Source organism: Sandaracinobacteroides hominis (assembly GCF_016464365.1).
GTDB lineage: Bacteria > Pseudomonadota > Alphaproteobacteria > Sphingomonadales > Sphingomonadaceae > Sandaracinobacteroides > Sandaracinobacteroides hominis.
Genome location: NZ_JADCUC010000002.1, coordinates 458,956 through 482,703, shown reverse-complemented (window position 1 = coordinate 482,703; position 23,748 = coordinate 458,956). Strand labels below are relative to the sequence as shown.

At 67.7% G+C, this 23,748-nt stretch carries 27 protein-coding genes; 11 read left to right on the top strand and 16 right to left on the bottom strand.

Going from position 1 to position 23,748, the window contains the following annotated elements; all coding sequences use genetic code 11:
- Positions 1 to 129: 129 nt before the first annotated feature.
- Both IM784_RS06950 and IM784_RS06945 read left to right on the top strand, forming a co-directional pair.
- The gene (locus tag IM784_RS06950) at positions 130 to 1,362 is read left to right on the top strand and encodes a putative DNA modification/repair radical SAM protein (protein ID WP_199554557.1); all 1,233 of its coding nucleotides are present in this window, start codon (positions 130 to 132) and stop codon (positions 1,360 to 1,362) included.
- Positions 1,359 to 2,744, top strand: a complete 1,386-nt coding sequence (locus tag IM784_RS06945) for a UdgX family uracil-DNA binding protein (RefSeq protein ID WP_328799474.1) — start codon at positions 1,359 to 1,361, stop codon at positions 2,742 to 2,744. Before IM784_RS06950 ends, IM784_RS06945 begins: the two co-directional genes overlap by 4 nt.
- On the opposite strand, the gene IM784_RS06940 is transcribed toward IM784_RS06945, so the two are convergent.
- Positions 2,729 to 3,418 (bottom strand): DJ-1/PfpI family protein, encoded by a 690-nt coding sequence (locus IM784_RS06940; protein ID WP_199554556.1) that lies wholly within the window; start codon positions 3,416 to 3,418, stop codon positions 2,729 to 2,731. The genes IM784_RS06945 and IM784_RS06940 overlap by 16 nt on opposite strands.
- Positions 3,419 to 3,420: 2 nt before the next feature.
- On the opposite strand from IM784_RS06940, the gene IM784_RS06935 reads away from it, so the two are divergent.
- Entirely contained in the window at positions 3,421 to 3,879 is a 459-nt protein-coding gene (locus tag IM784_RS06935; protein WP_235976613.1) for an MmcB family DNA repair protein, read from the top strand.
- 55 nt (positions 3,880 to 3,934) lie between these two features.
- Entirely contained in the window at positions 3,935 to 4,303 is a 369-nt protein-coding gene (locus IM784_RS06930) for a VOC family protein (RefSeq protein WP_199554554.1), read from the top strand.
- A 171-nt stretch (positions 4,304 to 4,474) separates the two neighbouring features.
- Here the strand turns inward: IM784_RS06930 and IM784_RS06925 are convergent, their stop codons facing one another.
- Entirely contained in the window at positions 4,475 to 4,792 is a 318-nt protein-coding gene (locus IM784_RS06925; protein ID WP_199554553.1) for a 2Fe-2S iron-sulfur cluster-binding protein, read from the bottom strand.
- 107 nt (positions 4,793 to 4,899) lie between these two features.
- Between IM784_RS06925 and IM784_RS06920 the strand changes: the two genes are divergently transcribed.
- The 3 genes from IM784_RS06920 (at position 4,900) to IM784_RS06910 (ending at position 7,332) form a co-directional block, all read left to right on the top strand.
- Entirely contained in the window at positions 4,900 to 5,517 is a 618-nt protein-coding gene (locus tag IM784_RS06920) for a DNA-3-methyladenine glycosylase family protein (RefSeq protein WP_199554552.1), read from the top strand.
- Positions 5,518 to 5,603: 86 nt separating this feature from the next.
- Positions 5,604 to 6,407 carry a TrmH family RNA methyltransferase gene (locus IM784_RS06915; RefSeq protein ID WP_199554551.1) on the top strand — a complete coding sequence of 268 codons (804 nt, stop codon included), beginning with the start codon at positions 5,604 to 5,606 and terminating at the stop codon, positions 6,405 to 6,407.
- Positions 6,408 to 6,516: 109 nt separating this feature from the next.
- Positions 6,517 to 7,332, top strand: a complete 816-nt coding sequence (locus IM784_RS06910; protein ID WP_207791683.1) for an acyl-CoA thioesterase — start codon at positions 6,517 to 6,519, stop codon at positions 7,330 to 7,332.
- A 66-nt stretch (positions 7,333 to 7,398) separates the two neighbouring features.
- On the opposite strand, the gene IM784_RS06905 is transcribed toward IM784_RS06910, so the two are convergent.
- Both IM784_RS06905 and IM784_RS06900 read right to left on the bottom strand, forming a co-directional pair.
- On the bottom strand, positions 7,399 to 8,748 hold the full coding sequence (locus tag IM784_RS06905; protein ID WP_235976612.1) for an amidohydrolase: 1,350 nt from the start codon (positions 8,746 to 8,748) through the stop codon (positions 7,399 to 7,401).
- A 42-nt stretch (positions 8,749 to 8,790) separates the two neighbouring features.
- The gene (locus IM784_RS06900; RefSeq protein WP_199554549.1) at positions 8,791 to 9,183 is read right to left on the bottom strand and encodes a metallopeptidase family protein; all 393 of its coding nucleotides are present in this window, start codon (positions 9,181 to 9,183) and stop codon (positions 8,791 to 8,793) included.
- A 27-nt stretch (positions 9,184 to 9,210) separates the two neighbouring features.
- On the opposite strand from IM784_RS06900, the gene IM784_RS06895 reads away from it, so the two are divergent.
- Both IM784_RS06895 and IM784_RS06890 read left to right on the top strand, forming a co-directional pair.
- Positions 9,211 to 9,495 (top strand): 4a-hydroxytetrahydrobiopterin dehydratase, encoded by a 285-nt coding sequence (locus tag IM784_RS06895; RefSeq protein WP_199554548.1) that lies wholly within the window; start codon positions 9,211 to 9,213, stop codon positions 9,493 to 9,495.
- Between the two features lie 123 nt (positions 9,496 to 9,618).
- On the top strand, positions 9,619 to 10,203 hold the full coding sequence (locus IM784_RS06890; protein ID WP_199554547.1) for a fasciclin domain-containing protein: 585 nt from the start codon (positions 9,619 to 9,621) through the stop codon (positions 10,201 to 10,203).
- 108 nt (positions 10,204 to 10,311) lie between these two features.
- Here the strand turns inward: IM784_RS06890 and IM784_RS06885 are convergent, their stop codons facing one another.
- The 6 genes from IM784_RS06885 to IM784_RS06860 form a co-directional block, all read right to left on the bottom strand.
- A complete protein-coding gene (locus tag IM784_RS06885; RefSeq protein ID WP_199554546.1) occupies positions 10,312 to 11,094 on the bottom strand; it encodes an SDR family NAD(P)-dependent oxidoreductase in 783 nt (260 codons plus the stop codon).
- A 72-nt stretch (positions 11,095 to 11,166) separates the two neighbouring features.
- On the bottom strand, positions 11,167 to 12,057 hold the full coding sequence (locus tag IM784_RS06880) for a DMT family transporter (RefSeq protein ID WP_199554545.1): 891 nt from the start codon (positions 12,055 to 12,057) through the stop codon (positions 11,167 to 11,169).
- Between the two features lie 88 nt (positions 12,058 to 12,145).
- Positions 12,146 to 13,720: a bifunctional phosphoribosylaminoimidazolecarboxamide formyltransferase/IMP cyclohydrolase gene (gene purH / locus IM784_RS06875; protein ID WP_199554544.1), complete on the bottom strand. Its 1,575-nt coding sequence runs from the start codon at positions 13,718 to 13,720 to the stop codon at positions 12,146 to 12,148.
- Between the two features lie 81 nt (positions 13,721 to 13,801).
- The gene (locus IM784_RS06870; RefSeq protein WP_199554543.1) at positions 13,802 to 15,556 is read right to left on the bottom strand and encodes a heparinase II/III family protein; all 1,755 of its coding nucleotides are present in this window, start codon (positions 15,554 to 15,556) and stop codon (positions 13,802 to 13,804) included.
- Positions 15,556 to 16,215, bottom strand: coding sequence for a ribulose-phosphate 3-epimerase (gene rpe / locus IM784_RS06865; RefSeq protein ID WP_199554542.1), 660 nt, complete (start codon positions 16,213 to 16,215; stop codon positions 15,556 to 15,558). The genes IM784_RS06870 and rpe overlap by 1 nt, the downstream gene beginning before the upstream one ends.
- Positions 16,216 to 16,265: 50 nt before the next feature.
- Positions 16,266 to 16,442 (bottom strand): DUF1289 domain-containing protein, encoded by a 177-nt coding sequence (locus IM784_RS06860; RefSeq protein WP_199554541.1) that lies wholly within the window; start codon positions 16,440 to 16,442, stop codon positions 16,266 to 16,268.
- Here IM784_RS06860 and IM784_RS06855 point away from each other — a divergent pair.
- Positions 16,369 to 16,596 (top strand): hypothetical protein, encoded by a 228-nt coding sequence (locus IM784_RS06855; protein ID WP_199554668.1) that lies wholly within the window; start codon positions 16,369 to 16,371, stop codon positions 16,594 to 16,596. The two genes, IM784_RS06860 and IM784_RS06855, sit on opposite strands and share 74 nt — an antisense overlap.
- The gene (locus tag IM784_RS06850) at positions 16,593 to 17,270 is read left to right on the top strand and encodes a DUF2490 domain-containing protein (protein ID WP_199554540.1); all 678 of its coding nucleotides are present in this window, start codon (positions 16,593 to 16,595) and stop codon (positions 17,268 to 17,270) included. Before IM784_RS06855 ends, IM784_RS06850 begins: the two co-directional genes overlap by 4 nt.
- A gap of 37 nt (positions 17,271 to 17,307) precedes the next feature.
- Here IM784_RS06850 and IM784_RS06845 read toward each other — a convergent pair whose 3' ends face one another.
- From IM784_RS06845 to IM784_RS06820, 6 genes are all read right to left on the bottom strand, one after another.
- On the bottom strand, positions 17,308 to 17,937 hold the full coding sequence (locus IM784_RS06845; protein WP_199554539.1) for a DUF4230 domain-containing protein: 630 nt from the start codon (positions 17,935 to 17,937) through the stop codon (positions 17,308 to 17,310).
- Positions 17,934 to 18,818, bottom strand: coding sequence for an MBL fold metallo-hydrolase (locus tag IM784_RS06840; protein WP_328799473.1), 885 nt, complete (start codon positions 18,816 to 18,818; stop codon positions 17,934 to 17,936). The genes IM784_RS06845 and IM784_RS06840 overlap by 4 nt, the downstream gene beginning before the upstream one ends.
- 121 nt (positions 18,819 to 18,939) lie before the next feature.
- On the bottom strand, positions 18,940 to 20,535 hold the full coding sequence (ftsZ, locus tag IM784_RS06835) for a cell division protein FtsZ (RefSeq protein WP_199554537.1): 1,596 nt from the start codon (positions 20,533 to 20,535) through the stop codon (positions 18,940 to 18,942).
- 14 nt (positions 20,536 to 20,549) lie between these two features.
- Positions 20,550 to 21,854 carry a cell division protein FtsA gene (gene ftsA, locus IM784_RS06830; protein ID WP_199554536.1) on the bottom strand — a complete coding sequence of 435 codons (1,305 nt, stop codon included), beginning with the start codon at positions 21,852 to 21,854 and terminating at the stop codon, positions 20,550 to 20,552.
- Positions 21,854 to 22,801: a cell division protein FtsQ/DivIB gene (locus IM784_RS06825; RefSeq protein ID WP_199554535.1), complete on the bottom strand. Its 948-nt coding sequence runs from the start codon at positions 22,799 to 22,801 to the stop codon at positions 21,854 to 21,856. Before IM784_RS06825 ends, ftsA begins: the two co-directional genes overlap by 1 nt.
- A complete protein-coding gene (locus IM784_RS06820) occupies positions 22,798 to 23,742 on the bottom strand; it encodes a D-alanine--D-alanine ligase (RefSeq protein WP_199554534.1) in 945 nt (314 codons plus the stop codon). The genes IM784_RS06825 and IM784_RS06820 overlap by 4 nt, the downstream gene beginning before the upstream one ends.
- Positions 23,743 to 23,748: the final 6 nt, after the last annotated feature.

The window sequence follows — 23,748 nt, the reverse complement described above, 5'->3', positions numbered from 1 at the left end:
CCCTTTCCTGGAACACGCAATGTAGGGTTTCGATTGCGCCACTGCAATTCGGATGAATCCCTTTGTCTCAATCAGTCACTCGATCAATGCCGGCTGGACTCTCTCCTGTCAAGAACATACAGTGAACAAATGCCCGTTCCAGACCTCAAGGCCAAGCTGGCGATCCTCGCCGACGCCGCCAAATACGATGCCTCCTGTGCCTCCTCCGGCACGGCAAAGCGCAATTCCGCAGATGGAAAAGGCCTCGGCTCCACCGAGGGCATGGGCATCTGCCACGCCTATGCGCCCGACGGCCGCTGCATCTCCCTCCTCAAGATCCTCCTCACCAACAGCTGCATCTTCGACTGCGCCTATTGCATCAACCGCCGCAGCTCCAACGTCCGCCGCGCCCGCTTCACCGTCGACGAGGTGGTACGGCTCACCATCGGCTTCTACCGCCGCAACTATATCGAGGGGCTGTTCCTTTCGTCCGGCATCATCCGCTCCAGCAACTACACGATGGAGCAGCTGGTAGAGGTCGCCCGCCGCCTGCGCGAGGAAGAGCATTTTCGCGGCTACATCCATCTGAAAACCATCCCCGACGCCGCCCCCGAACTGCTGGAGGCGGCCGGCCGCCACGCGGATCGCCTCTCCATCAACGTCGAGCTGCCCACCGAATCGGGCCTCGCCCGCCTCGCGCCAGATAAGGACGCCGGCTCCATCCGCGGCTCCATGGCAACGCTGAGGCACCATATCCTCGACGCCAAGGACGCCACCGGCCGCTACCCTTCGGCGCCGAAGTTCGCCCCCGCCGGGCAATCCACGCAGATGATCGTCGGTGCAGATGGCGCAGACGATCACGCGATCCTCTCGCGCGCCAACGCGCTCTACACCGGCTTCGGCATGCGCCGGGTCTATTATTCCGGCTTCAGCCCCATCCCCGACGGCAGTGCCATCCTGCCGCCCGCGCGCCCGCCGCTGCTGCGCGAACACAGGCTCTACCAGGCCGACTGGATGCTCCGCTTCTACGGCTTCAACCTCGATGAAATCCGCGCCGCCTCGCCGGGCGGCCACCTGCCGCTGGAGATGGACCCCAAGGCCGCCTGGGCCCTCGCCAACCGCCACCTCTTCCCGCTCGATGTGAACCGCGCCCCGCGCGAACTCCTGCTGCGCGTCCCCGGCCTCGGCCCGAAAGTGGTGGATCGGCTGCTGGCCGCCCGGCGCTGGCGCCAGCTACGCCTCGCCGACGTGGAGCGTCTGGTCCGCAGCGCCCGGCGCGTGAAGCCGTTCCTCACCATGCCCGACTGGCTGCCCCGCAACGGCCCCGATTCGCTCCGCCTCGCCGAACGCCTCGTGCAGCCGAAGCAGCTCAGCCTGCTGTGATACCGGCCCCGGCAACCCGCGCCGCCAGCTACCGGGCAGAGCTGGCGCACCCGGCCGATTTCGAGGGCCTGCGCCGCATCCTGCGGACCGCACTTGCGCTCGGCATCCCGCCGCAGCTGCTGGACTGGACGATAACCGGCGACGAGAGTCTCCCCGTCCGCCACCCGCCGCTTCCGCCAGTGCCCGATGCGCCCACCCCGCGCGTGCCCAAACAGTTTCTGGAACTGGCGCAGCTTGCCATCTCTCACACGAGCCCGCGCCGCTTCCGCCTGCTGCACAGCCTGCTGATCCGCCTGCAGGTGCAACCGCGCCTGCTGGAGGACCGCTCGGATCCGGAGGTGGACGACGCCGAACAGATGGCAAAGGCGGTCAGCCGCGATCGGCACAAGATGCGCGCGTTCGTCCGCTTCCGCGAAACCTCCGACGAGGCCGGCCCCCACTATATCGCCTGGTTCGAGCCCTCGCACCATGTCCTCCGGCTCGATGCCGGCTTCTTTGTCCGCCGCTTCGCCAGCCAGCGCTGGACCATCCTGACGCCGCAGGTTTCCGCCCACTGGAACAGACAGGAACTGGAATGGCTGCCCGGCGCCAGCCGCAACGATGCCCCTGGCGAAGACCCGGTCGAGGAGATCTGGAAGACCTATTACGCCTCCACGTTCAATCCGGCGCGGCTGAAGGTGAAGGCGATGGAATCCGAAATGCCGCGCAAATACTGGAAGAACCTGCCCGAGGCAGCGCTGATTCCCCAGCTGATCGCGCAGGCAGAAACACGCTCCAGCGGGATGATCGCCGTCGGCACGCTGGCAAACGTCCGCGACGAAGCACAGGCCTGCCGCCGCTGCCCGCTATGGCAGCCGGCAACGCAGACCGTTTTCGGCGAGGGGCCGGAAGGCGCGCGGCTGATGATCGTCGGCGAACAGCCGGGCGATCAGGAGGATCTGCAGGGCCGCCCCTTCGTCGGCCCGGCGGGGCAGTTGCTGGATCAGGCGCTGGCAGAGGCCGGGATCGACCGCAGCAGCGCCTATGTCACCAACGCGGTGAAGCATTTCAAGTTCCAGCTTCGGGGCAAACGCCGCCTCCACGAAGCGCCGAACGCCGGCGAGATAGAGGCCTGCCGCTGGTGGCTCGACCGCGAACGCGCGCTGGTGAAACCTGGACTGGTGCTGATGCTGGGCGCCAGTGCCGGTCGCGCGCTCATGGGCCGCGCGGTGGCAGTCGGCAAGGAGCGCGGGCGACCGATCCCCCTCCCCGATGGCTCCGCCGGCTTCCTCACCGTCCACCCCAGCTACCTTCTGCGCCTGCCCGATGAAGCCGCGAAACAGGCCGAATATGCCCGCTTCGTCGACGACCTCCGGGCCGCGAAGGCTCAGGCCGGCGCGTAATGCCCGGCGATCTCCGCAATCTCCGCTTCGCGCTGGGCCAGCCTGCTCGCCATCTGCCCGCGCACCCGCTCCACGATCTCCGGCCGCGCCGTCCGCGGCGTACCTCCGGCAATCGGCTGCGGATCATATTCAATCGAAAGCTGCACCGCCTCCGCCACATCGCGACCGAATTTGTGCTCGATCACCCGAAAGGCAAAATCGATCCCGCTCGTCACCCCGCCGGCGGTGATGCGGTTGCGGTCGAACACCACCCGCTCCTCCACGAACTCGGCGCCGAACAGCGGCAGCTGATGCCCGGAAGCCCAGTAACAGCCGGCCCGATAGCCCTCCAGCAATCCGGCCGCCGCCAGGATCAGCGATCCGGTGCAGACGCTGGTCACCAGCTCGGCCCCCGCCGCCTGCATCCGCAGCCAGTCCAGCACCTCGGCGTCGCGCATCACCGGCGCCACCGGCGCCCCGCCCGGCACGCACAGCATGTCCAGCTTCGGGCAATCCGCCAGCGTCACCGTGGGCAGCAGCGGCAGCCCGCAATCGCTGGGAATGGGCATGATCGTCTTCCAGGCGAAATGCAGTTCAGCGCCCGGCATGCGCGAAAGCACTTGCGCCGGGCCGGTCATGTCCAGCTGGGTAAGGCCCGGCCACAGCAGGAATCCGATTCGATATGGCGCCGTCATTGATGCCTCCCCTTACCAGCGTCGATGTCTGTCGCGGTACCTCCCGGCTGCTCTGGCTGCAAGGCTGGTCGCCCCTTGCGGAAGTGACGCTGGCCGATGGCCACCGCGCCGACATCATGGCGATCTCCCGCACCGGCGAAATCCTGATCGTCGAGGTAAAGGTCTCCGCCGCCGACCTGAAGGGCGATCGCAAATGGCACCACTACCGCGACTATTGCGACCGCTTTGCCTGGGCCGTCACCCCCGATCTCGCCGATCGTCTGGCCGAGGAACGCTATGCCCCCGACGCCTGCGGACTTCTGGTGGCAGACCGGCACGAAGCCGTCTGGGTTCGCGAAGCCTGCGAGGCGAAACTGCCCCCGGCCCGGCGCAAGGCAGTGACGCTGGCCTTCGCACGCACAGGGGCAGAGCGGGCGCTGCGGGGGCTCGACCCGGGTTTCGAAGGTTTCGCCGCCTGGTGATGGACGCGGCCGTATGTTCCTGTTATGTTCCGATCCTCAACAGGGGAGACTCGACATGATCGGCTACGTAACGCTCGGCACCAACGACATCGAGCGCGGGGCGAAATTCTACGACGCCATCGCCGCCGAAATGGGCGTGCCACGGATGATGGAGTTCGAGACGTTCATCGCCTGGGGCAAGCCCGAAGGTGCCGCCGGAATCGCCATCACCAGGCCCTTCGACGGCAACACCGCCACCGTCGGCAACGGCGTGATGGTGGCGCTGGAGGCAAAGGACAAGGAACAGGTCCACCGGCTGCACGAAATCGCGCTGGCAAACGGCGGGACGTGCGAGGGGCCTCCCGGGCCGCGCGGGGAGGGGTTTTATGCTGGGTATTTCCGCGATCTGGATGGGAACAAGCTGAACGCGTTCGTGATGGGGTGAGAGCGCGCAGCCGGCGGCTGAGCCGCCGAGTCTGCTTTGGATCAGGAAGAAAAGGAAGAAGCGCAGGCAAAGCCTGCGTCGGACGAGTTCGGGCGATTGAAACCGCCCGCCCCGCCGGCCGGGATTATGGCGAGTCTGCGAGTTTGCGCTGCGCGCAAATCGCAGCCGCCATTAATCCTCCGGAGCAATCTCCACCTTCAACCCATCCAGCTCGTCCGAAAACTGGATCTGGCACGAAAGCCGCGATTCGGCCTTCCGATGGTCGGAGCTGTCCAGCAGGTCCGCTTCGTCTTCATGCGGGCCGCCCACCTTCGCCGTCCAGCCGGCATCGACATACACATGGCAGGTCGCGCACGAGCAGGAACCGCCGCACAGCGCCAGCAGCTCGTCAAAGCCATTGTCGCGGATCACTTCCATCACCGACAGGCCGGATTCCCCGTTGACGGCCTTTTCCTGGCCCTTGCGATCGACGACGATAAGCGTTGGCATTGCTGGCTCCGAACTTGTTCCGTGACCCAAACGGGCCGAGTGCCTATTAGCGGTAGGCGAGCGCGGCGCAAGACATGCCAAAAGCGACAGGGTGCGAGGAATAGCGAATGGGCCTGAACGCAGACAGGATCGCAGCCGGGCTGGAACGGCTGAAACAGTCGGACGCGCGCTTCGCCGAAGCCGCCGCGCTCCACGGCCTTCCCGAACCACGCATCCGCGCCCCCGGCTATGAAACCCTGCTGCGCGCCATCGTCAGCCAGCAGGTCTCCACCGCCGCCGCCGCCAGCATCTGGCGCAAGCTCGAAACGCAGGTCGGCGACTTGCACGACCCGCTTAAAATGCTCGCGGTCGACGCCGATGCCCTTCGCGCCGCCGGCCTCTCCCGCATGAAGGCCAGCTACGCCCTCAGCCTCGCCGGCCATGTGACAGACGGCTCCCTCCCGCTCCACGCGCTACCCGAAGACGACGAGGAAGCCATCCGCCTCATCTCCTCCGTGCGCGGCATCGGCCGCTGGTCCGCCGAAATCTACCTGCTCTTCGCCGAAGGCCGCGGCGACGTCTTCCCCGCCGGAGACCTCGCCGTCCAGGTGCAGGCCGGCAAGATGTTCGGCGACGGCAGCCGTCCTTCCGAAAAAACGCTCCGCGAAATGGCCGAAGCCTGGCGCCCCGAGCGGGGCGTAGCCGCCCTATTTCTCTGGCATTGCTATAACGCGCCTCCGCTGTAGTTGAAGCGGGCTTCGCCGGTTCCGCGCATTGGCGCGGGCGCGCTGTGCGCTTGCGGCCGCTTCGCAGCCGGTGCAGGGACTAAATCGTGACCATCCAGCTCGTAACATCAGCCTCCAACACAACGCTCAAACGCCTGCGTTCGCTGAAGGAAAAGAAATACCGCCGCGCCGAGGGCCTGTTCCTCGCCGAAGGCCTGCGCATCTGCACCGAGGCGCTCGACTCCGGCTGGGTGCCGCGCGTGCTGCTCTTCGCCGAGGGCAAGGCCAGCCACCCGCTCGTCTCCCGCCTCACCCACGCGACCCTCTCCGCCGGCGGCACCGTCATCGAAACCGCGCCCGATCTCCTTTCCGGCGTCACCGGCAAGGACAATCCGCAGGCCGTCGCCGCCGCCTACGAACCGCGCACCCGATCGCTGGGCGACCTCACCCCCGGCCCCCGCACCCTCGTCGCCGAACGCCTGCGCGATCCCGGCAATCTCGGCACCCTGCTCCGCGCCTGCGACGCCACCGGCACCGGCGCCCTGATCCTGCTCGACGAAAGCACCGATCCCACCAGCCTCGAGGCTGTCCGCGCTTCGATGGGCGCCTTCTTCACGGTAACCTGCGTACAGGCGACAACCACCGAATTCCTCGATTGGAAGGCAAGGCACAACGCCACGCTAACAGGTGCAGCCCTCGACCCGCGCTCGGTCAACTACCGCGCAGCCAGCTACGCCACCCCGCAACTCCTGCTGGTTGGCAACGAAGCCCAGGGCCTTCCCGAAGCCCTGATGGCCGCCTGCGACCAACTCGTCATCATGCCGATGCGCGGCCGCGCCGACAGCCTGAACGTGGCAATGGCGGGAACGCTGCTGCTCTACGAGGCGCTCTACGCCCAGGATCGCAGGTGAAGGTCAGCCGTCTTGGACCTGCCGATGTGGACCTGATCGCGCGTGCTGTTCCGGCGTCCCTGATGCAACTCGGGGGTGCATATATGCTGCACTGCAGCTAGCACACGGCATGACCTGGATCGACCTGAAGCCCGCCGGCGACACCGCCTTTGATCTTGCCATCACGCCGCCCGTCTCGGTCGGTCCACCCGATCGCCTGTTCATGTTCGGCGGAGTCGGCCTCGGCGCCAGCCTGATGGCGCTGGAAAAGGTCACCGGCCGCCCCGTCGTCTGGGCCACCGCCCAATATGAAAGCTACGCCCGTCCGGGAGAAACCGTCCGCTTCACCGTCGACGAGCGGGTGCGCGGCAACCAGGTCAGCCAGGCCCGCGTCTCCGCCTCCACTCAGGGCCGCGAAGTGCTCAGCGTCTCCGCAGCGCTGGGACAGCGCGACCTCCCCGAGCGCGGCCAGTGGACATTGGCGCCCCGCGTCGCCCCACCCGAGGACTGCCGCCCCCGCCAGCTGTGGCAGGGTCGCCACCCGGACGACATCCACAACAGCATCGATTTCCGCATCGCCAAGGGCTACATGCACGGCCCCCGCATCGGCGGCGGCGTTTCGCCAGACGGCAATGTGGTGATGTGGGCGCGCCCCAACCCGGCGCTGCTCGGCGAAGACCATCCCATCGATACCGCCTTCGTCGCAGTCGTCGCAGACTATGTGCCCAGCGGCGTCGGCCCCGCCCTCGGCCGCGACGCCGGCGGCAACAGCCTCGACAACTCCATCCGCTTCCACCGCATGGTGCCCACCCGCTGGCTGCTGTGCGACGTACAGATCCACGGCGTCGCCAACGGCTTCGCCCACGGCCGCATGCACATCTTCGCGGAAACCGGCGAGCTCATCGCCACCGCATCCCAGAGCCTGATCCTCAGGCTCTGGGGCTGATCCCGGATCTCCGGCATCGGCTTCCGGGTCTGCCGTTCCGGCAGCATCGGAACATGCTGCAGGGCCTCAGCTCTTCCGGCCCAGCAGCTCCAGCACGGAAACCGTCATCGTCTGCGCCCCGGTCTTCACCGCCTGCTCGCCATCCACCTTGAACAGCGGCGAATGGTGCCCGGCCACCGCCGGACCGCCTTTCCTCTCGGCGTCGATATCGGCCTGCGGCGTCCCGCCCACGCCATAATAGACCGATTTCACCCCATCCCCGACCAGAAACGGGAAGTCCTCCGAGCCCATGCCCTGGCGCGGCGCGTCAAACAGGATCTCCGGCCCGAACGCCTCCGACAGCGCCGTGCGCAGCCGCTTCGTCAGCTCCGGATCGTTGACGTTGGGAATGGCGCGCTCATCCTCGCGCACCTTCACTTCCGGCGCCTGGGCCCCGCTCATCCCCCACTCCTCGCCCACGCCGGCGGCCACCCGCCGGATGCCGGCGATCACCGCGTCGCGCGTCTCCAGGTCATCGGCCCGCGCCGTCACCGACAGCTCGGCCCGCTCAGAGATGATGTTGTGCTTGGTCCCGGCATGAAAGGCGCCGACGGTGATCACAGCCGGGCGCAGCGGCGCGATCGAGCGGCCCAGCATCGTCTGCATCCCCAGAACGATCTGCGACCCCATCACCACCGGGTCCTTGCCCATGTGCGGGCTGGCGCCATGCGCACCCACGCCATGCACGACGATGTCGATGGTGTCCGCCGCCGAATAGGTAACGCCTTCCTGCACCGCCACCCGCCCGGTCGGCATGCCGGCGGCCACATGGAAGCCCAGCGCATAGTCCGGCTTGCCAAACCGCTGATAGAGATTGTCGTTCATCATCGCCTTGGCGCCGACCAGGATTTCCTCTGCCGGCTGCACCACGAAGATCACCGTGCCCGACCAGTCGGTCTTCAGCGCCGCCAGCCGCCGCGCTGTCCCCAGCAACGCCGTGATATGCGTGTCATGGCCACAGGCGTGCATCACCGGCTGTTCCACGCCGTTCCGGTCCTTCTGCCGAACGGTCGAGGCATTGGCGAGCCCGGAGCGTTCCTGCACCGGCAGCCCGTCCATGTCGGCGCGCACCAGCACCGTCGGCCCGGCGCCATTCTTCAGCACGCCGACAACACCGGTGCCGCCCACCTTCTCGGTCACCACCATGCCGGGCACCGTGCGCAGCTCCTTCGCCATGCGCGCGGCGGTCCTGGTCTCCACAAAGCTCAGCTCGGGGTTGCGGTGAAAATAGTCGAACAGCGGCCCCAGATAGCCATTCCAGTCCTCCGCAACCGCCTTCTGCACGGCCTTCACGTCGGTGGCCATTGCCGGCGCGCCCGCGCCTGCCCAACCTGCGCACAGCGCCGCCGCAACCAGAAACACAGACCTGTTCCGCATCAAACTCTCCCTGACCATTCTTATGCTGCGGGTTTTCCCGCCTTACCCTGCGGCATCCTCGATAGCGTGCATATCGTCGTCGGACAGCCCGAAATGATGGCCCACCTCGTGAATCAGCACATGGGCGACAAGATGTTCCAGGCTGTCTCCGCCCTCGGCCCACTCGTCCAGCAGCGGCCGGCGATAGAGGAAGATGGTGGGCGGCATCGCCCCGGTCTGTCCGGCGCCGGCATCGCCGACAGGATGCCCCCAATACAGCCCCAATATGTCGAAGGGCGTTTCCAGCCCCATCGCCTCCATCACCTCCTCGTCGGGAAAATCCTCCACTTTCAGGATCACGGAACCCAGATGGTCGCGAAACAGTTCCGGTAGTTGCTCGACGGCGGCTTGCGCCAGCCGTTCGATATCGGCGAGGGAGGGGGCATGTAGGGCCATGGCCCCCGGATAGGCGAAGGAAGCGAAATGGTCGAGAAGCTGGGAAAAGACGCGCGCGCGGCGCTGCAGGACAAGCTGCCCGACTGGCGGCTGGATGGCGAACATCTGAAGCGGGATTTCACATTCGCCGATTTCGTGGAGGCCTTCGGCTTCATGGCGCGCGTCGCCTTGCTGGCCGAACGCGCCGACCATCACCCGGAATGGTCCAACGTCTACAACAAGGTGGAAATCGCCCTCACGACGCACGATGCAAAGGGCCTTTCCGCCCGCGATGTGAAGCTGGCGACAGAGATCGACGCGCTCCTCGCCTGACCTTCAGCTCATCGGACGAACCGCCCCGTTCGTCTTTCGATGCTGAAACAATTGGCCCGTCCGCGCCCTTCCTGTTCCGAACGCCCCATTCCGGGCGCTCCGAACATGGAAGGGAGACTTGCGATGAAGACCATTTTGCTGGCGGCAACCGCCGCCTTTGCCCTCGCGGCCGGCCCTGCGCTTGCCGCCACGGAAGCCAAGACCGCCGCGGCCCCCGCCGCGACCCAGGCCGGCACGGCGAACATCGTCGCCACCGCCAGGGCAGACGGCGAATTCTCGACGCTGACCAAGGCGATCGAGGCCGCCGGCCTCACCCAGGAACTGTCGGCTGCCGGCCCCTACACCTTCTTCGCGCCGACTGACGCGGCCTTCGCCAAGCTGCCGCCCGAGCAGCTCGCCTCGCTGATGCAGCCGGCCAACAAGGAGCAGCTGCGCACGCTGCTGCAGAACCACGTCGTCGATGGCCAGGCCAAGGCGGACTATTTCGCCGGCAAGGCCGGAGAAATGACGGCTCTGGGCGGCGGCAAGCTCGCGCTCGACGGGGCAAGTGGGGTCAAGGTTAACGGCGCGACCGTGGTCAAGGCCGACATCGCTGCGTCGAACGGCGTCATCCACGCCATCGATACGGTGATGCTGCCCACCTCCGCGGCGCAAGCCGCCGTGCAGGCCCCCGCTGAAGTTGAGGAAGGCAGCAGCGACGAGAAGTAACGCTGCCTGAAAACAGACAGCGCCGGCCGGACAGGATCCGGCCGGCGCCCGTTTCCCAATCGGGTTGGGAGGGAGGCGCGGTCGAAAGGCCGCGCCTCTTCCCATGGATCAGCGCGGCGCCATGCGGATGCCGCCGTCCAGACGCACATCCTCGCCGTTGAAGTAGGAGTTGCGCACCATCTCCAGCGCCAGTCCGGCATATTCTTCCGGATTGCCCAGGCGCTTGGGATACAGCACCGAAGCGCCAAGCGCGGCCTTCACATTGTCCGGCGCGCCCTGCAGCAGCGGCGTGTTGAAGATTCCCGGCAGGATCGTGTTCACGCGAATGCCCTCGGCGGAAAGGTCGCGCGCGATCGGCAGCGTCATCCCGACAACCCCGCCCTTCGAGGCGGAATAGGCAGCCTGGCCGATCTGGCCGTCTTCAGCCGCGACAGAGGCGGTGTTCACGATCGCCCCGCGCTCGCCCAGCTCGTTGAGCGGCGGCAGCGTCATCATGCCCGCAGCAGACTTCGCGATGCAGCGGAAGGTGCCGACCAGGTTGATCTGGATGATCAGGTTGAAGGCGTCCAGCGGGAAATGCTTGATTTCCCCGGTTTCCTTGGCCCGGCTGGCAGTCTTGATGGCGTTGCCGGTGCCGGCGCAGTTGATCAGGATACGCTCCTGCCCGATGGCGGCGCGCGCCTTGGCAAAGCCGGCGTCGACGCTGGCATCGTCGGTCACGTTCACATTGCAGAACACGCCGCCCAGCTCGGCCGCCATCGCCTCGCCCTTCTCGGCGTTCATGTCGAAAATGGCGATCTTCACGCCATTCGCGGCCAGCAGCCGCGCCGTCGCAGCGCCCAGCCCCGATGCACCGCCGGTAACCACCGCCGACAAACCCTGAAGTTCCATGTCTATCTCCCGATAAGAATTGCGGCCCCTGCCTTACGCCGCCGCACAGCCACGCCAAACCGCCCCTAAGTATCAGGTATCGGGCGAACCGGCCTGCCCCTGCGCCCGGTTCAGCGCCCGTTCGCGCAGCGCCAGCGTGATCGAGGCCGCCAGGATGATCGAGCCGCCGACGATGGTCAGGAAATCATAGCGCTCGCCAAAGATGGTGATCCCCGCCAGCGTGATGAGGCCAAAGCGCACGAAATCGAACGGCATCACCGCACTGGCATCGGCCAGCGCAAACGCCTTCGACAGCGACAGCTGCCCCAGGGCGGCACAGCCGCCGATGCCGATCAGGATCGGCCACAGCTGCGCCGTCGGCCACGACCAGAAGGGGATCGCCAGAACCATCGAAACCGGAGTCGTCAGGATGAAGCTCCACGCGGCCACCGCACGGGCATCGTCGATCCCGGTCAATGCCTTGATGGCGATCAGCGACAGCGCCGTCGCCAGCGCCGAAACAATCGCTGCCCACAGGCCCGGCGTCATCTCCGTGCTGCCCGGCCGCAGCACCAGCAGCATCCCCAGAAAGCCGACCGCCAGCGCCAGCCCGCGCACCCAGCGCACCTTCTCCCCCAGAAAGAGCATGGCGCCGATGGTCGCAAACAGCGGCGCCGTATAGTTGATGGCCAGCACATTCGCCATCGGCGCATTCGAAACCGCATAGAAGGTGGCAAAGGTGGCGATCACCCCCGAAGCCGCCCGGCGCATATGCCCGCGCAACCGGTCCAGCCTGATGAGGCCGGGGTTCATCAGCAGCATCGGCGTCAGCCACAACAGCCCGATGAAGTTCCGCCACACCACCACGGCAAAGGGGTGCAGCTCCTGCGACGCAAGCCGGATCAGCACCCACAGCCCCGCGAACGAGGCACAGCTCAACACCATCCAGAATACGGCCCGGTAGCTGGCGGGCAGGTTCAGCACGCCTTCTCCAGGGCTCGATGGGGAAGACCCATCGAGTTCGGCCTGACCGCCGGCGCGCAGTCGCGCTCGCGGCGTTCCGCCGGGACCATCAGTGGTTGAAATGCCGAAGGCCGGTAAAGGCCATCGCCAGTCCGCGCTCGTCGGCGGCAGCAATCACCTCGGCGTCCCGCATCGAACCGCCCGGCTGGATTACGGCGGTGGCACCGGCCTCGGCGGCCGCAATCAGCCCATCGGCAAACGGGAAGAATGCATCGGAAGCAACAGCGCTGCCCAACGTCTTCGGCTCGGCCCAACCGGCCGCCTCCGCCGCATCGCGCGCCTTCCACGCGGCAATGCGCGCGCTGTCCAGCCGGCTCATCTGCCCGGCGCCGATGCCGGCCGTCGCCCCATCCTTCGCATAGACGATCGCGTTCGATTTCACATGCTTCGCCACCGTCCAGGCAAAGGCCATGTCGGCCAGCTCCTGCGCCGTCGGCTGGCGCTTCGTCACCACGGTCAGCTCCCCCATCAGCAGATTGTCGCGGCTCTGCACCAGCAGTCCGCCCGACACCGTCTTCAGCACCAGCCCCGGCCGCGCCGGATTCGCCAGCGGCGCAATCAGCAGCCGCAGATTCGGCTTCTTCGCGACAATCGCCTTCGCCGCTTCGTCGGCCCCCGGCGCAATGATCACCTCGGTGAACAGCTCGGTGATGACGGCAGCCGTTTCCGCATCCAGCACCCGGTTCAGCGCGATGATCCCGCCAAAGGCCGAAACCGGATCGCAGGCCTTCGCCTCGCGATAGGCCGCCGCCAGCGTATCGGCCGTCGCCACCCCGCACGGATTGGCGTGCTTGATGATCGCCACCGTCGGCGCCTGGTCGTGAAACTCGGAAATCAGCGACAGCGCCCCATCCGCATCGCCGATATTGTTATAGGAGAGCGCCTTGCCCTGCACCAGCTCTGCCCCGGCAATCCCCATCGGCACCGCAGAGGCGGCATAGAGCGCCGCCATCTGGTGCGGGTTCTCGCCATAGCGCAGCTCCTGCACCCGCCGTACCGCCAGCGGCAGCACCGCGGGAAACATCTCGCCCTGATCGGCAAAGGCAAACCAGCTGGCAATCGCCGCATCATAGGCCGCCGTCGCCTGAAACGCCTTCGCCGCCAGACGCTTGCGCGTAGCAAGGCTCAGCCCGCCACCCGCCAGCTCGTCGGCCAGTGCCCCATAGTCCGCCGCATCCGTCACGCACGCCACAAACCCATGGTTCTTCGCCGCCGACCGCACCATCGAAGGCCCGCCGATGTCGATATTCTCGATCACGTCCTGGCGCGGCGCGCCCTTCGCCACCGTCGCCTCGAACGGATAGAGGTTGATCACCACCATATCGATCGGTGCAATGCCATGCTCGGCGGCAGAGGCCTGGTGCCCCGCATCGTCGCGCAGCGCCAGCAGCCCGCCATGCACCTTCGGGTGCAGCGTCTTCACCCGCCCGTCCATCATCTCGGGGAAGCCGGTATGGTCGGAAACGTCGATCACCGTCAGCCCCGCGCCGCGCAGCGCCTTTGCCGTGCCGCCTGTGGAAAGCAGCTCGGCGCCATGCGCGGCCAGCGCCTGCGCAAACGCGACGAGCCCGGTCTTGTCGGAAACGGACAGCAGCGCCCGGCGAATGGGGAGGGTTGTGGTCATCGGTACTCTTCCAAGGAAAATTTTCCCTGCCGGTGCCCTAGCTGGCCCCGAATCGCAAGTTCGGGGCTGCCATGCAGCCCCTCAGCCCGCCTTCACCTGCCGCTTGAAGCTCCAGCTGACATCGCCCGTCGCCCCCGGCTCCAGCAAGGTCGTCAGCAGGATCTGCTGGATCTCGTGGATGACGCCCTCGGAATCGAGGAACAGGCTCGGCTCGATGCTCAGCTTCCCCGGCGCATGGTTGAAGCTCGTCCGAAACGCCCAGGCAATGTCCTGCCCCGCCCGCGCCCCGGGAAGCACCACCAGCGCCCCGCGCCCGTCCTGCGTCGGCGTCGCCGTGGCGCCCGGCCCCAGATGAAAGCGGATGGCAACCGGCAGCGGCCCCTTCGGGCGGTTCAGCGCCAGCCCCCGCCCGGACGGGATCAGCTGGTCCTCGCCCCGCAGGTCGGTCCCGTCCGGCGACATCCACAGCCGGCGCAGATGATCCACCCCAAAGCGCCGGCGCCACCCATCGTGCCGACCCTCCAGCCAATGCCCCTCCAGCGAGGATCGGGCATCGACCAGCACTTCCTCCACCCCGCCCAGCTTGCGCGGCCCGCCATCGGGCAGCCGGCTGCTGTTCGTGTCGGCCAGCACCAGCGTGCTGTGCCCGGCGGTGGAGCGCAGCCCCATCGCCAGCTCGGCCGGCAACTGCCGCACCCCGCCTTCGCCCTGCCCGCCGCCGCAGCTCACGATCAGCGAACGCTTGCCGTCGGTCAGCGTGAACGCCAGCGTAGAGGCATGCGCCTGCGTCGACACCCGCGTCGGCGGCGGAGGCCCGGCGTCCATCATCAGCGTCAAGGTGCCGGCCGAAAGCCGCTGGAAACCCGAACCCTTGCCCGGCGGTTGTGGAATCGGCTGCACCCCCAGCCGCCGCAGCTGCGCCCGGCTGGGCTGGCCGCCATGCCAGGGCGAAGGCTGGTCATCGCCCATCGACAGCATGCCCAAGCCGGTCCGCACCTGCTCCAGCGTGCGGGCAATCAGCGGCGAAGGCCGGTGCGCCCGCGCCGCATGAAAGGCCGACAGCGTCAGCATCAGGTCGCCGATCCGCGCCAGCTCCAGAGGCGAGCGGGCCAGCGCCGACCCATCTTCCGCCAGCAGCGCCGCCAGCGCCTCCCCCAGCAACGCCTCGGCCCGGCCATGCCGCTCGTCGCCGCCCGGCAGGATCAGCGCGCTGCCCACCAGCCCCGCCAGCGCCTCCAGCTTGCCAATCCCCGGCTGCATGCGCGGCGCAGCCCGCTCCAGATGCCGCGCCCAGCGGGCAATGCCGTTCAGCACCGCCGAGCGATGGATATGGTCGTGCCCCGGCATCACCAGCGGCGCATGGAGGCAGGCCATCAGCACCCGCCGGCCAGTGGCAGAGGGCTCCCAGCCCTCCTCGTCATACTCGTGGTAATGCGCCAGCCAGCGCTTCGCCAGCGCCTCGGCGCGACGGATCTCGCTGGCGTTCAGCTCCTCAACCGCGGCCAGATCGCGCAGCCAGCCCCAGCCATGCACCCACTGCCGCCAGCTCGCCGGCGCATCGGGCGCATCCAGCCGCGCCTCCAGCATTCCCTGCCCATAGCCATCCCGAAAAAGCCGGCCGCCCTTCAGCCGCTGGCCGATGGCCGGATCTCCGGGAATGGGGTCTTCCGGCACCGCGACCAGCTTCAGCGGATAGCGCCCCTTCAGCCGCATCCGGTGAAAGGGCGAGGCAAAGGACAAGCGATCCAGCCGATCCGACAAGCGCTGGCTCAGCGAGGGGCCGCGATCCCCCAGATCCCGTGTCAAACGAAGCTGGGAGTTGGCTTCCTCGGTCATCAATTGCCCTTCAGCGCCCTTATGTTGTCGGCATATTTCGCTTCGCCCCCGCGGAAGGTGGCGGTGCCGGCGACCACCACCGTCGCCCCGGCCGCAGCAAGCCGCCCGACATTGCCCGCATCGACCCCGCCGTCCACCTCGATCTCGATGGCCTTGCCGCTGGCATCCACCAGCCGCCGCAACGTCTCGATCTTGGGCAGCGCCGATTCAATGAAGCTCTGCCCGCCGAAACCGGGGTTCACGCTCATCACCAGCACCAGGTCGAGAAGGTCCACCACATGGTCCAGGGCGCTCACCGGCGTCGACGGGTTCAGCACCACCCCCGCCTGCTTCCCCAGCGCCTTGATCCGCATCAGCGTGCGGTGCAGGTGCGGCCCGGATTCCGGATGCACGGAAAGAATATCGGCGCCTGCTTCCGCAAAACTCTCCACCAGCGCGTCCACCGGCGTCACCATCAGGTGCACGTCAAAGGGCTTGGCGGAATGCGGCCGCAGCGCCTTCACCACCATCGGCCCGATCGTCAGATTGGGGACGAAATGATTGTCCATCACGTCCACATGGATCCAGTCGGCGCCGGCCGCATCGATGGCGCGCACCTCCTCGCCCAGACGGGCGAAATCGGCGGACAGCAGCGAGGGCGCGATCTTCAGGGGCGACATGGTCAAGTCCTAGCGAGTGTCGGCATTTGCGCCAAGAGTCGATCCGCCGCTCAGCGCGGATTCCGGCTGTTTGCGCGCTGAATTATCGCCCTTCGCTCCGGATCGGATGCAGTCGGCCAGGCTGCGATCTCGTCCAGCGTCCGCCAGCACCCCGTGCACAGCCCGCGCTTCACCACGCAGATGTTGCGGCAGGGCGAAGGAACGGCGCTGGCGACGGGTTCGGGCATGTCGCCGATCTGGCGGTTTCCGGCAGCCCTGAACAGGGGCGCCGCCGCCCGAAGCCCGAAAATTGGCTGGACGTCATCCTTCTGTCAGGAATACCGCAAGCCTGCCGCCGAACCCCGGCCGCCCGGCCGCAACCAGGGAAAAGACCTCGCATGATCCGCCTGCCCGGCCTCGCCTTCGCCCTGGCGCTCGCCGCCACGATCGCCGCCCGGCCGGCGCTGGCAGACGACGACGCCCAGCTATGGCTGTCCTACGCCGCCAGCGGCCAGCTGAAGGGAGAGCTGGCCGGCTATTTCGATACCAACGCCCGCTTCTACGACAACGCCGGCCACCTCGGGCATTTCCAGCTGCGCGGCGGCCTCGGCTGGCGCTTTGCCCCCGGCGCAATCGTCGGCGCCGGCTACAGCTATGTCCGCACCGAAAGCCTTTCGGGCGCCGTCGCACACGAACATCGCATCTTCGAACAGGCGAGCTATCCGATCGCAGGCATCGGCAAGGCACGGCTGGTCGGCCGCACCCGGCTGGAGCACCGCATGTTCGAGGGCAGCGACCCTGTCGCCCACCGCCTGCGCCAGCAGGTCCGGCTGAATATCCCGCTGCACGGGCCGAAGGGCCTGCAGGGCATCGTCCACAGCGAAGTCTATTTCCTGCTGAACCGCCCGATCAACCGCGCCCCCACCGGCTTCAACCAGATCCGCACCTTTGCCGGCCTCGGCATTCCGCTCGCCGATACCCTCACGCTGGAGGCGGGCTATCTCAACCAGGCCATCGCCGTCGGCGACAAGCCGATGAACCACGCCTTCAGCCTCGGCCTCGTCACCCGCTTCTGACGCCGTCGGAACGCGCCTCGCTCCGGAAGCCCGTCCCTCAGGTCGTTACCACCACCTTTGCATCGGCATAGCCGGACGCCACCAGCGGCATGCGAAACAGCGTCTCCAGCGCCGCATCGGCCGCATCGTCGGCCTGCCGCAGCAGCTCCGGCGCCCGCGCCTGCGCCATGAACAGTCCCGGGGCCTTCTGCGCATTGTCCCGGCGCAGATTGTCGCTCACCGTCGTCAGCGCGGTGGCAAAATTGCCGTCCTCATAAACCTCCGCCCGCGCCCAATCGATCACCGGCTCGGCCACCTTCACCGCCGGCCGCTTCACCCGCAGCGTTTGCGACGCCTCGTCCCAACTGAGGTCGCCCTCCTGCATCGCCGACAGATCGAGCACATAGTCGACCCGCGCCGGGAGGATCGCCGTCTGCCGCGTCGTCGCAACGGTGATCGGCCCCAGCGTGGTATCCCGCGAAGAGGTAACCGGCGCCACCAGCCGCGCCGCCAGCACCGTCAGCTTCTGCTGCCGCTGCACGGAAATCAGCATCGCTCCCATCAGGCTGCTGTCGTCGCACAGCCCGATCCGCACGCAGAACTGCTGCCGCCGGTCATGCCCGGCGACGCCCAGCACGATGGCCGCGACCAGCGCCACCACGCCGACGAAGGTAAGGATCTTCCTCATGCCGCAGCTGCCTCCCAGCGGTCGCCAACGCGCTCCACCTGCCCGCGCGCCTGCAAATCGATCAGATGCGCCAGCACGCTGCGCCCGGCCGCCGGCCACAACCGCCTGTCGATCGTCGCATACATGCGCTCCACCATCTCCGAAATCTCGCGCGGGCCATGCTTCAGCAGCCCCACGATCTGCGCCTCCCGCTGGCGACGGTGCGCCACCAGCCCGCGCACGAAGCGTTGCGGCTCCTCCACGGGCGCCCCGTGGGTCGGATAATATCGCTTGTCGCTGCGATCCACGAGCAGCCGGAGCGACGCCATATAGGCCGCCATGTCGCCATCCGGCGGCGCGACGACCGTCGTCGACCAGCCCATCACATGGTCGCCGGAAAACAGCACCTCTTCCTCTTCCAGCGCAAAGCACAGATGGTTGGAGGTATGCCCGGGCGTGGCGACCGCCCGCAAGGTCCAGCCCGGTGCGGAAACCGCCTCGCCATCGGCCAGCACCAGATCGGGCGCATAGTCGGGATCGAAGCCCGCATCCGCGCGCGGCCCGTCATCCGAAAGCGCCAGCGGCGCACAGCCGGCTATCACCCCGCCCAGCTTCGCCTGCAGCGGCAGCGCCCCGGGCGAATGATCCATATGGGTATGGGTGATGAGGTAATGCGAAACCGTCTCCCCCGCGACGGCGGCAGCAACCGCCTCCAGATGCGCCGGGTCGGCCGGGCCGGGGTCGATGATCGCCACCGTCCCCGTGCCCACGATATAGGTGCCGGTTCCCAGAAAGGTGAAGGGCGAGGGGTTGTGCGCCAGCACCCGGCGAACCAGCGGCGACAGGCGTTCGGAATGGCCATAGGGGGCCTCGGCCACAAGGCGATCATATTCTGCGTTCACGGCCGCGAAGGTAGGGGCACGCCACGGCACCGGCAAGCTGGCCTTATAGAAAGAGGGCGGTCCCTTTCGGAACCGCCCCTCAGCGCCCTCTTGCACGAAGGCTTTCTTGGCTTTTGCGACCTCAGTTACGTTGGCGACGCATGAACGGCGGAATGCGCGTTTCGTCATCTTCCGCTTCAACCTCGGGCTCCGGCGCCAGCGTCTGCGGAGGGGTGGCTTCCTCCTTGGGGCGGCGGGCCATGTCCATCATCCGCTCGAACAGCGTCTGCCGGCGTTCCGGCACCTGCGGTGCGGGATCGGGCTGGGCAGCGGCGATCCGCTCGGGCTCGGGCAGCTCCAGCCGTGCCGGCGGCGCCAGCGGCAGCTCGGCGATCACCGGCTCGGCTTCGGGCAGGAAGTCCGGCTCGGCAACGGCTTCGGGCTCCACCGGGCTCGCCAGCGGCTCGTCCAGCTCCAGAATATCCTCGTCGGTAAAGCCGCCGTCTTCGGCCAGCGGTGCAGCGCTCGCTGCCGGGCGGAAGGTGTTGCCCGGCGTTCCGAAGATGCCGGCCGCCATCGGCCCGCTCGCCGGCGAGGTCTGGCGGAAACCGCCGCCGCCGCCGCCGCCATTGCCACCGCCATTCGGCGGCGTCGGCTCGGGGGCGATCTCACCGGCGCCGGGCGCTGCCGCCGGCACCACGCGCGGCCCGCCGAACATCGAACCCGTCGCCGTGGTCCGCGCCGCAGGCTGCAGACCGGGCAGAGCGCCCTGCGTCGATTCGATGCCGGTCGCGACAACGCTCACGCGCATCTTGCCGTTCAGATTGTCGTTGAAGGCCGATCCGACGATGATGTTGGCATCCGGGTCCACCATCTCGCGGATATGCTGGGCGGCTTCTTCCACTTCCATCAGCCCCAGGTCGTCGCCGCCGGTGATGTTGATGATCACCGCCTTGGCGCCGCGCAGGCTCACTTCATCCAGCAGCGGGTTGGAGATCGCCTTCTCCGCCGCCTCGATCGCCCGACGGTCGCCTTCGGCTTCGCCGGTGCCCATCATCGCCTTGCCCATTTCGCTCATCACGGTGCGCACGTCGGCGAAATCCAGGTTGATAAGGCCCGGCAGCATCATCAGGTCGGTGATGCCGCGCACGCCCTGGTTCAGCACCTGGTCGGCCATGGCAAAGGCCTGCTTGAAGGTGGTCTGCTGGTTGGCGATCAGGAACAGGTTCTGGTTCGGGATCACGATCAGCGTGTCCACATGGCGCTGCAGCTCGGCAATGCCCTCCTCGGCCGACCGCATCCGCTTCAGCCCTTCAAAGGCAAAGGGCTTGGTCACCACACCCACCGTCAGCACGCCCCGCTCGCGCGCAGCCCGCGCCACCACCGGGGCCGCACCCGTGCCGGTGCCGCCGCCCATGCCGGCGGTGATGAAGCACATGTGCACGCCTTCCAGGAACTGGTCGATCTCGGCCAGCGCTTCCTCGGCAGCCGCAGCACCGATCTCCGGCCGCGCCCCCGCCCCAAGGCCCTGCGTGATCTTCAGGCCCAGCTGGATGCGGTTTTCCGCAGCCGACAGCGCCAGCGCCTGCGCATCGGTGTTGGCCACCACGAAATCGACGCCCTGCAGGCCGTCGTTGATCATGTTGTGCACGGCGTTGCCGCCCGCGCCACCCACGCCGATAACGGAGATGCGCGGCTTCAGCTCCACAAGGCTGGGCTGGACGAAATCAAAGGACATGGAAGGCTCCCTCATCAGATCTGGCGTTTCAACTGGTCGAGCAGGCGGAAAAAGGCATTCTTCGGTTGCGGCCGCCCACCCCGGCCGCCGCGCGAAACCGGCATGCGGGCAAGATCGAGGCGCGGCTGGCTGCCGTGCAGGATCATCCCCGCCAAAGTGGCAAAGGCAGCGGTCGACTGCGCCTCGGGCAGGCCGGCCAGCCCACGCGGGCGGCCGATGCGCACGTTCCGCGACAGCGCCCCCTGCGCAAAATCGGCAATGCCGCGCAGCTCCGCGCCGCCGCCCGTCAGCACCACCTGCCGCCCGGCGGCCCCGGTAAAGCCGATTTCCTTCAGCGCGCTGTCCACTTCGCCAAACAGCAGGTCCAGCCGGGCGCGGATCACCGCGATCAGCTCCGAGCGCGGAATGCGCCGGCTTTCCTGCCCGTCGTCGGGGTCCAGCGGCGGCACTTCCACCATATCGTGATTATCGCGCGGCGAAGAGGTCGCTGCCCCCGACAGCGTCTTCAGCCGCTCGGCCGCAGCCCGTCGCGTGGCAAAGCTCGACGCGATATCGGCGGTGATGTCGCCTGCCCCCATCGGAATGGAAACCAGCCCCGCCAGCATGCCGCCGCCATGCACCGCAACGGTCGTAACCCCGGCGCCGATCTCGACCACGGCAACGCCCAGCTCCCGCTCTTCGCTGTTCAGCACGCTCGCCGATGACGCCACGCCAGAGGCAACGATCGCCTCCACATCCAGATGCGCGTTGCGCACAGCCAGATCGAGGTTGCGGCAAGGCGGCGTCGCCGCCGTCAGCACATGAATATCCACCGCCAGCCGGTCCGCATGAAAGCCGCGCGGATTGGTCACCCCGTCCAGCCCGTCGATCGTGTACAGCGTCGGCTCGGCGTGCAGCGTAGAGCGCCCGGCCCGCGAAATCGTCTCGTCGATACGCGCCCGCCCGGCCTTCAGCAGCGCATCCATGTCCACTTCGGAAATCTTGTGCCCGGCGATGTCGATCTCCACAGAGGTCACATCGCTGTCCAGCCCGCCGGCCGACAGGTTCACCAGCACGCTCTCGATCTCGACTCCGGCCGCCTTTTCCGCCTGCATCATCGCCGCCCGGATCGCCGCCTCGGTCTTCGCCATGTCGGCCACCAGCCCGCGCTTCAGCCCGTTCGAAGCACGCACCCCGGCCCCGATCACCCGCGGCATATTCTCGCCGTCGGCCATCGCCACCAGCGCCGCCACCTTCGAAGACCCCACGTCGATCGCCGCAATCACCCGCTCGGCGCGCGGCTTCAACAGCTGGGTGGGATTGAGAACCGCGACCGCCATCAGATCACCACCTCCGTCGACTCAGGATTGAACCGCGCCGTCTGCTGCGCCGCGGGCGCAGGCGCCGGCTGCACCGCTTCCGGGGTTGGCTGCACCTGCGGCTGCACAGGCTGCGGCCTGGTGCGCGGCTTCACCGGCTGCCCCGGCTCCCCGCCCACGCGCACCACCATCTTGTCCGGCAGGCGCAAGTCGAACCGCACGAATCCGCGCCCCAGCAAGGGCGTCTCCCGGTGGATCTCCGCAAAGCGCATCAGCGCGGCGTTCGCCGCCACCCCTTCGGGCAGGGCAATCGTCTCGCCCGATTTCATCCGCAGATCCCAGCGCCGCCCGCCGATCCACTGCGCCGCCTCGATATCGCCCGCCAGCTGCGGCTGCGTCGCCACCAGCTTCAGCAGCATCGCCGCCTCGTGCTGCGCGCCGGCACCCACCAGCAGCGGCAGGCCGGAAAACTGCCCCAGATCGCCCGCCGGCAGCACCACGCCCTCGTCATCGATCAGCCGCATGCGGCCATGCACCTGCCACAGCGCGGCGGGCTTGCGCTCCAGCACCCGCACTTCCAGCCGGTCCGGCCAGCGCCGCTGCACATCGGCATCCTTCACCCAGGGCAGTTCCTTCAGCCGCGCACGCACCGCGGGCAGGTCGGCCAGCAGCATCGAATCCGAGCCGCCCTCCAGCACCTCGCGATAGATCGACAGCCGCGGCTGGTTGCGCGCACCCTGGATATCCACCTGCCGCACCACGAAGCCCGCCTGCGAACTGGCAGTGGCAGCCGCCATCGACACGTCGCGCGGAACCCCCGCCGCAATCGCCCAAATCGCCGCCCCCGTAGCGCCAACGATGGCAAAACCGCCAACGATCAGCTTCCAAACCGTGCGCGGCGCCAACGGCAACGCCACAGGCGCAGCCTGCGGCGCAGCGCGCTTCCTGGGCTGGGGCTTCCGGCTCATGCCAAAGCCCTTTCGATCAAGCGCCCGACTAGCGCCTCATAGCTCATGCCGCGCGCCTTCGCCTGCTCGGGCACCAGGCTCAGCGGCGTCATCCCCGGCTGCGTATTCACTTCCAGCAGGAACAGCCCGTTCTTCCCCTGCGCCGGATCATAGCGGAAATCCGCCCGCGAAACCCCCCGGCAGCCCAGCACCTTGTGCGCCAGCGCCGCCTGGCTCAATGCCGCCTCGGCCACTTCGGCGGGGATCTCCGCCGGGCAGACATGCACCGTCTTCCCGTCGGTATATTTCGCCTCGTAATCATAGAAACCGGTCAAAGGCTTCAGCTCGGTCACTGCCAGCGGCTCGGCGGTCCCGGTCTCGCTCTCCAGCACGGCCACCGTCAGCTCCAGCCCGGCGATGAACGGCTCGGCCAGCAGCTCGGCGAAATCCTGCCACGGCCCCGGCACATTGCGCGCAATCGGCGATCCGTAATTGCTCTCGGCGGTCACGATGGCGACGCCCACCGAAGACCCCTCGTTCACCGGCTTCAGCACATAGGGCCGCTCCAGCGGGTCGCCGTCATACAGGCTCTCGCTCGAAACAATCCGCCCGCCCGGCATGCGCACACCAGCCGGCACCAGCATCTTCTTCGTCAGTTCCTTGTCGATGGCGACCGCCGAAGCCGTCACCCCCGAATGGGTATAGCGCAGCCCCAGCAGGTCCATCATCCCCTGCACGGTGCCGTCTTCACCCGGCGTGCCATGCAGCCCGTTGAACACCACATCCGGCTTCGTCGCCAACAACCGGGCCGCGAGCGTGGCGCCGTCTGCCGGCGTCGCGCCCATATCCAGCTCGGTAACGCTATGCCCCAAAGACCGCGCCGCCTGTGCAATCCCCGCACCGGACACCAGCGAAACCTCGCGCTCGGCAGACCAGCCGCCCATCAGGACAGTCACCCTCATGCGTCA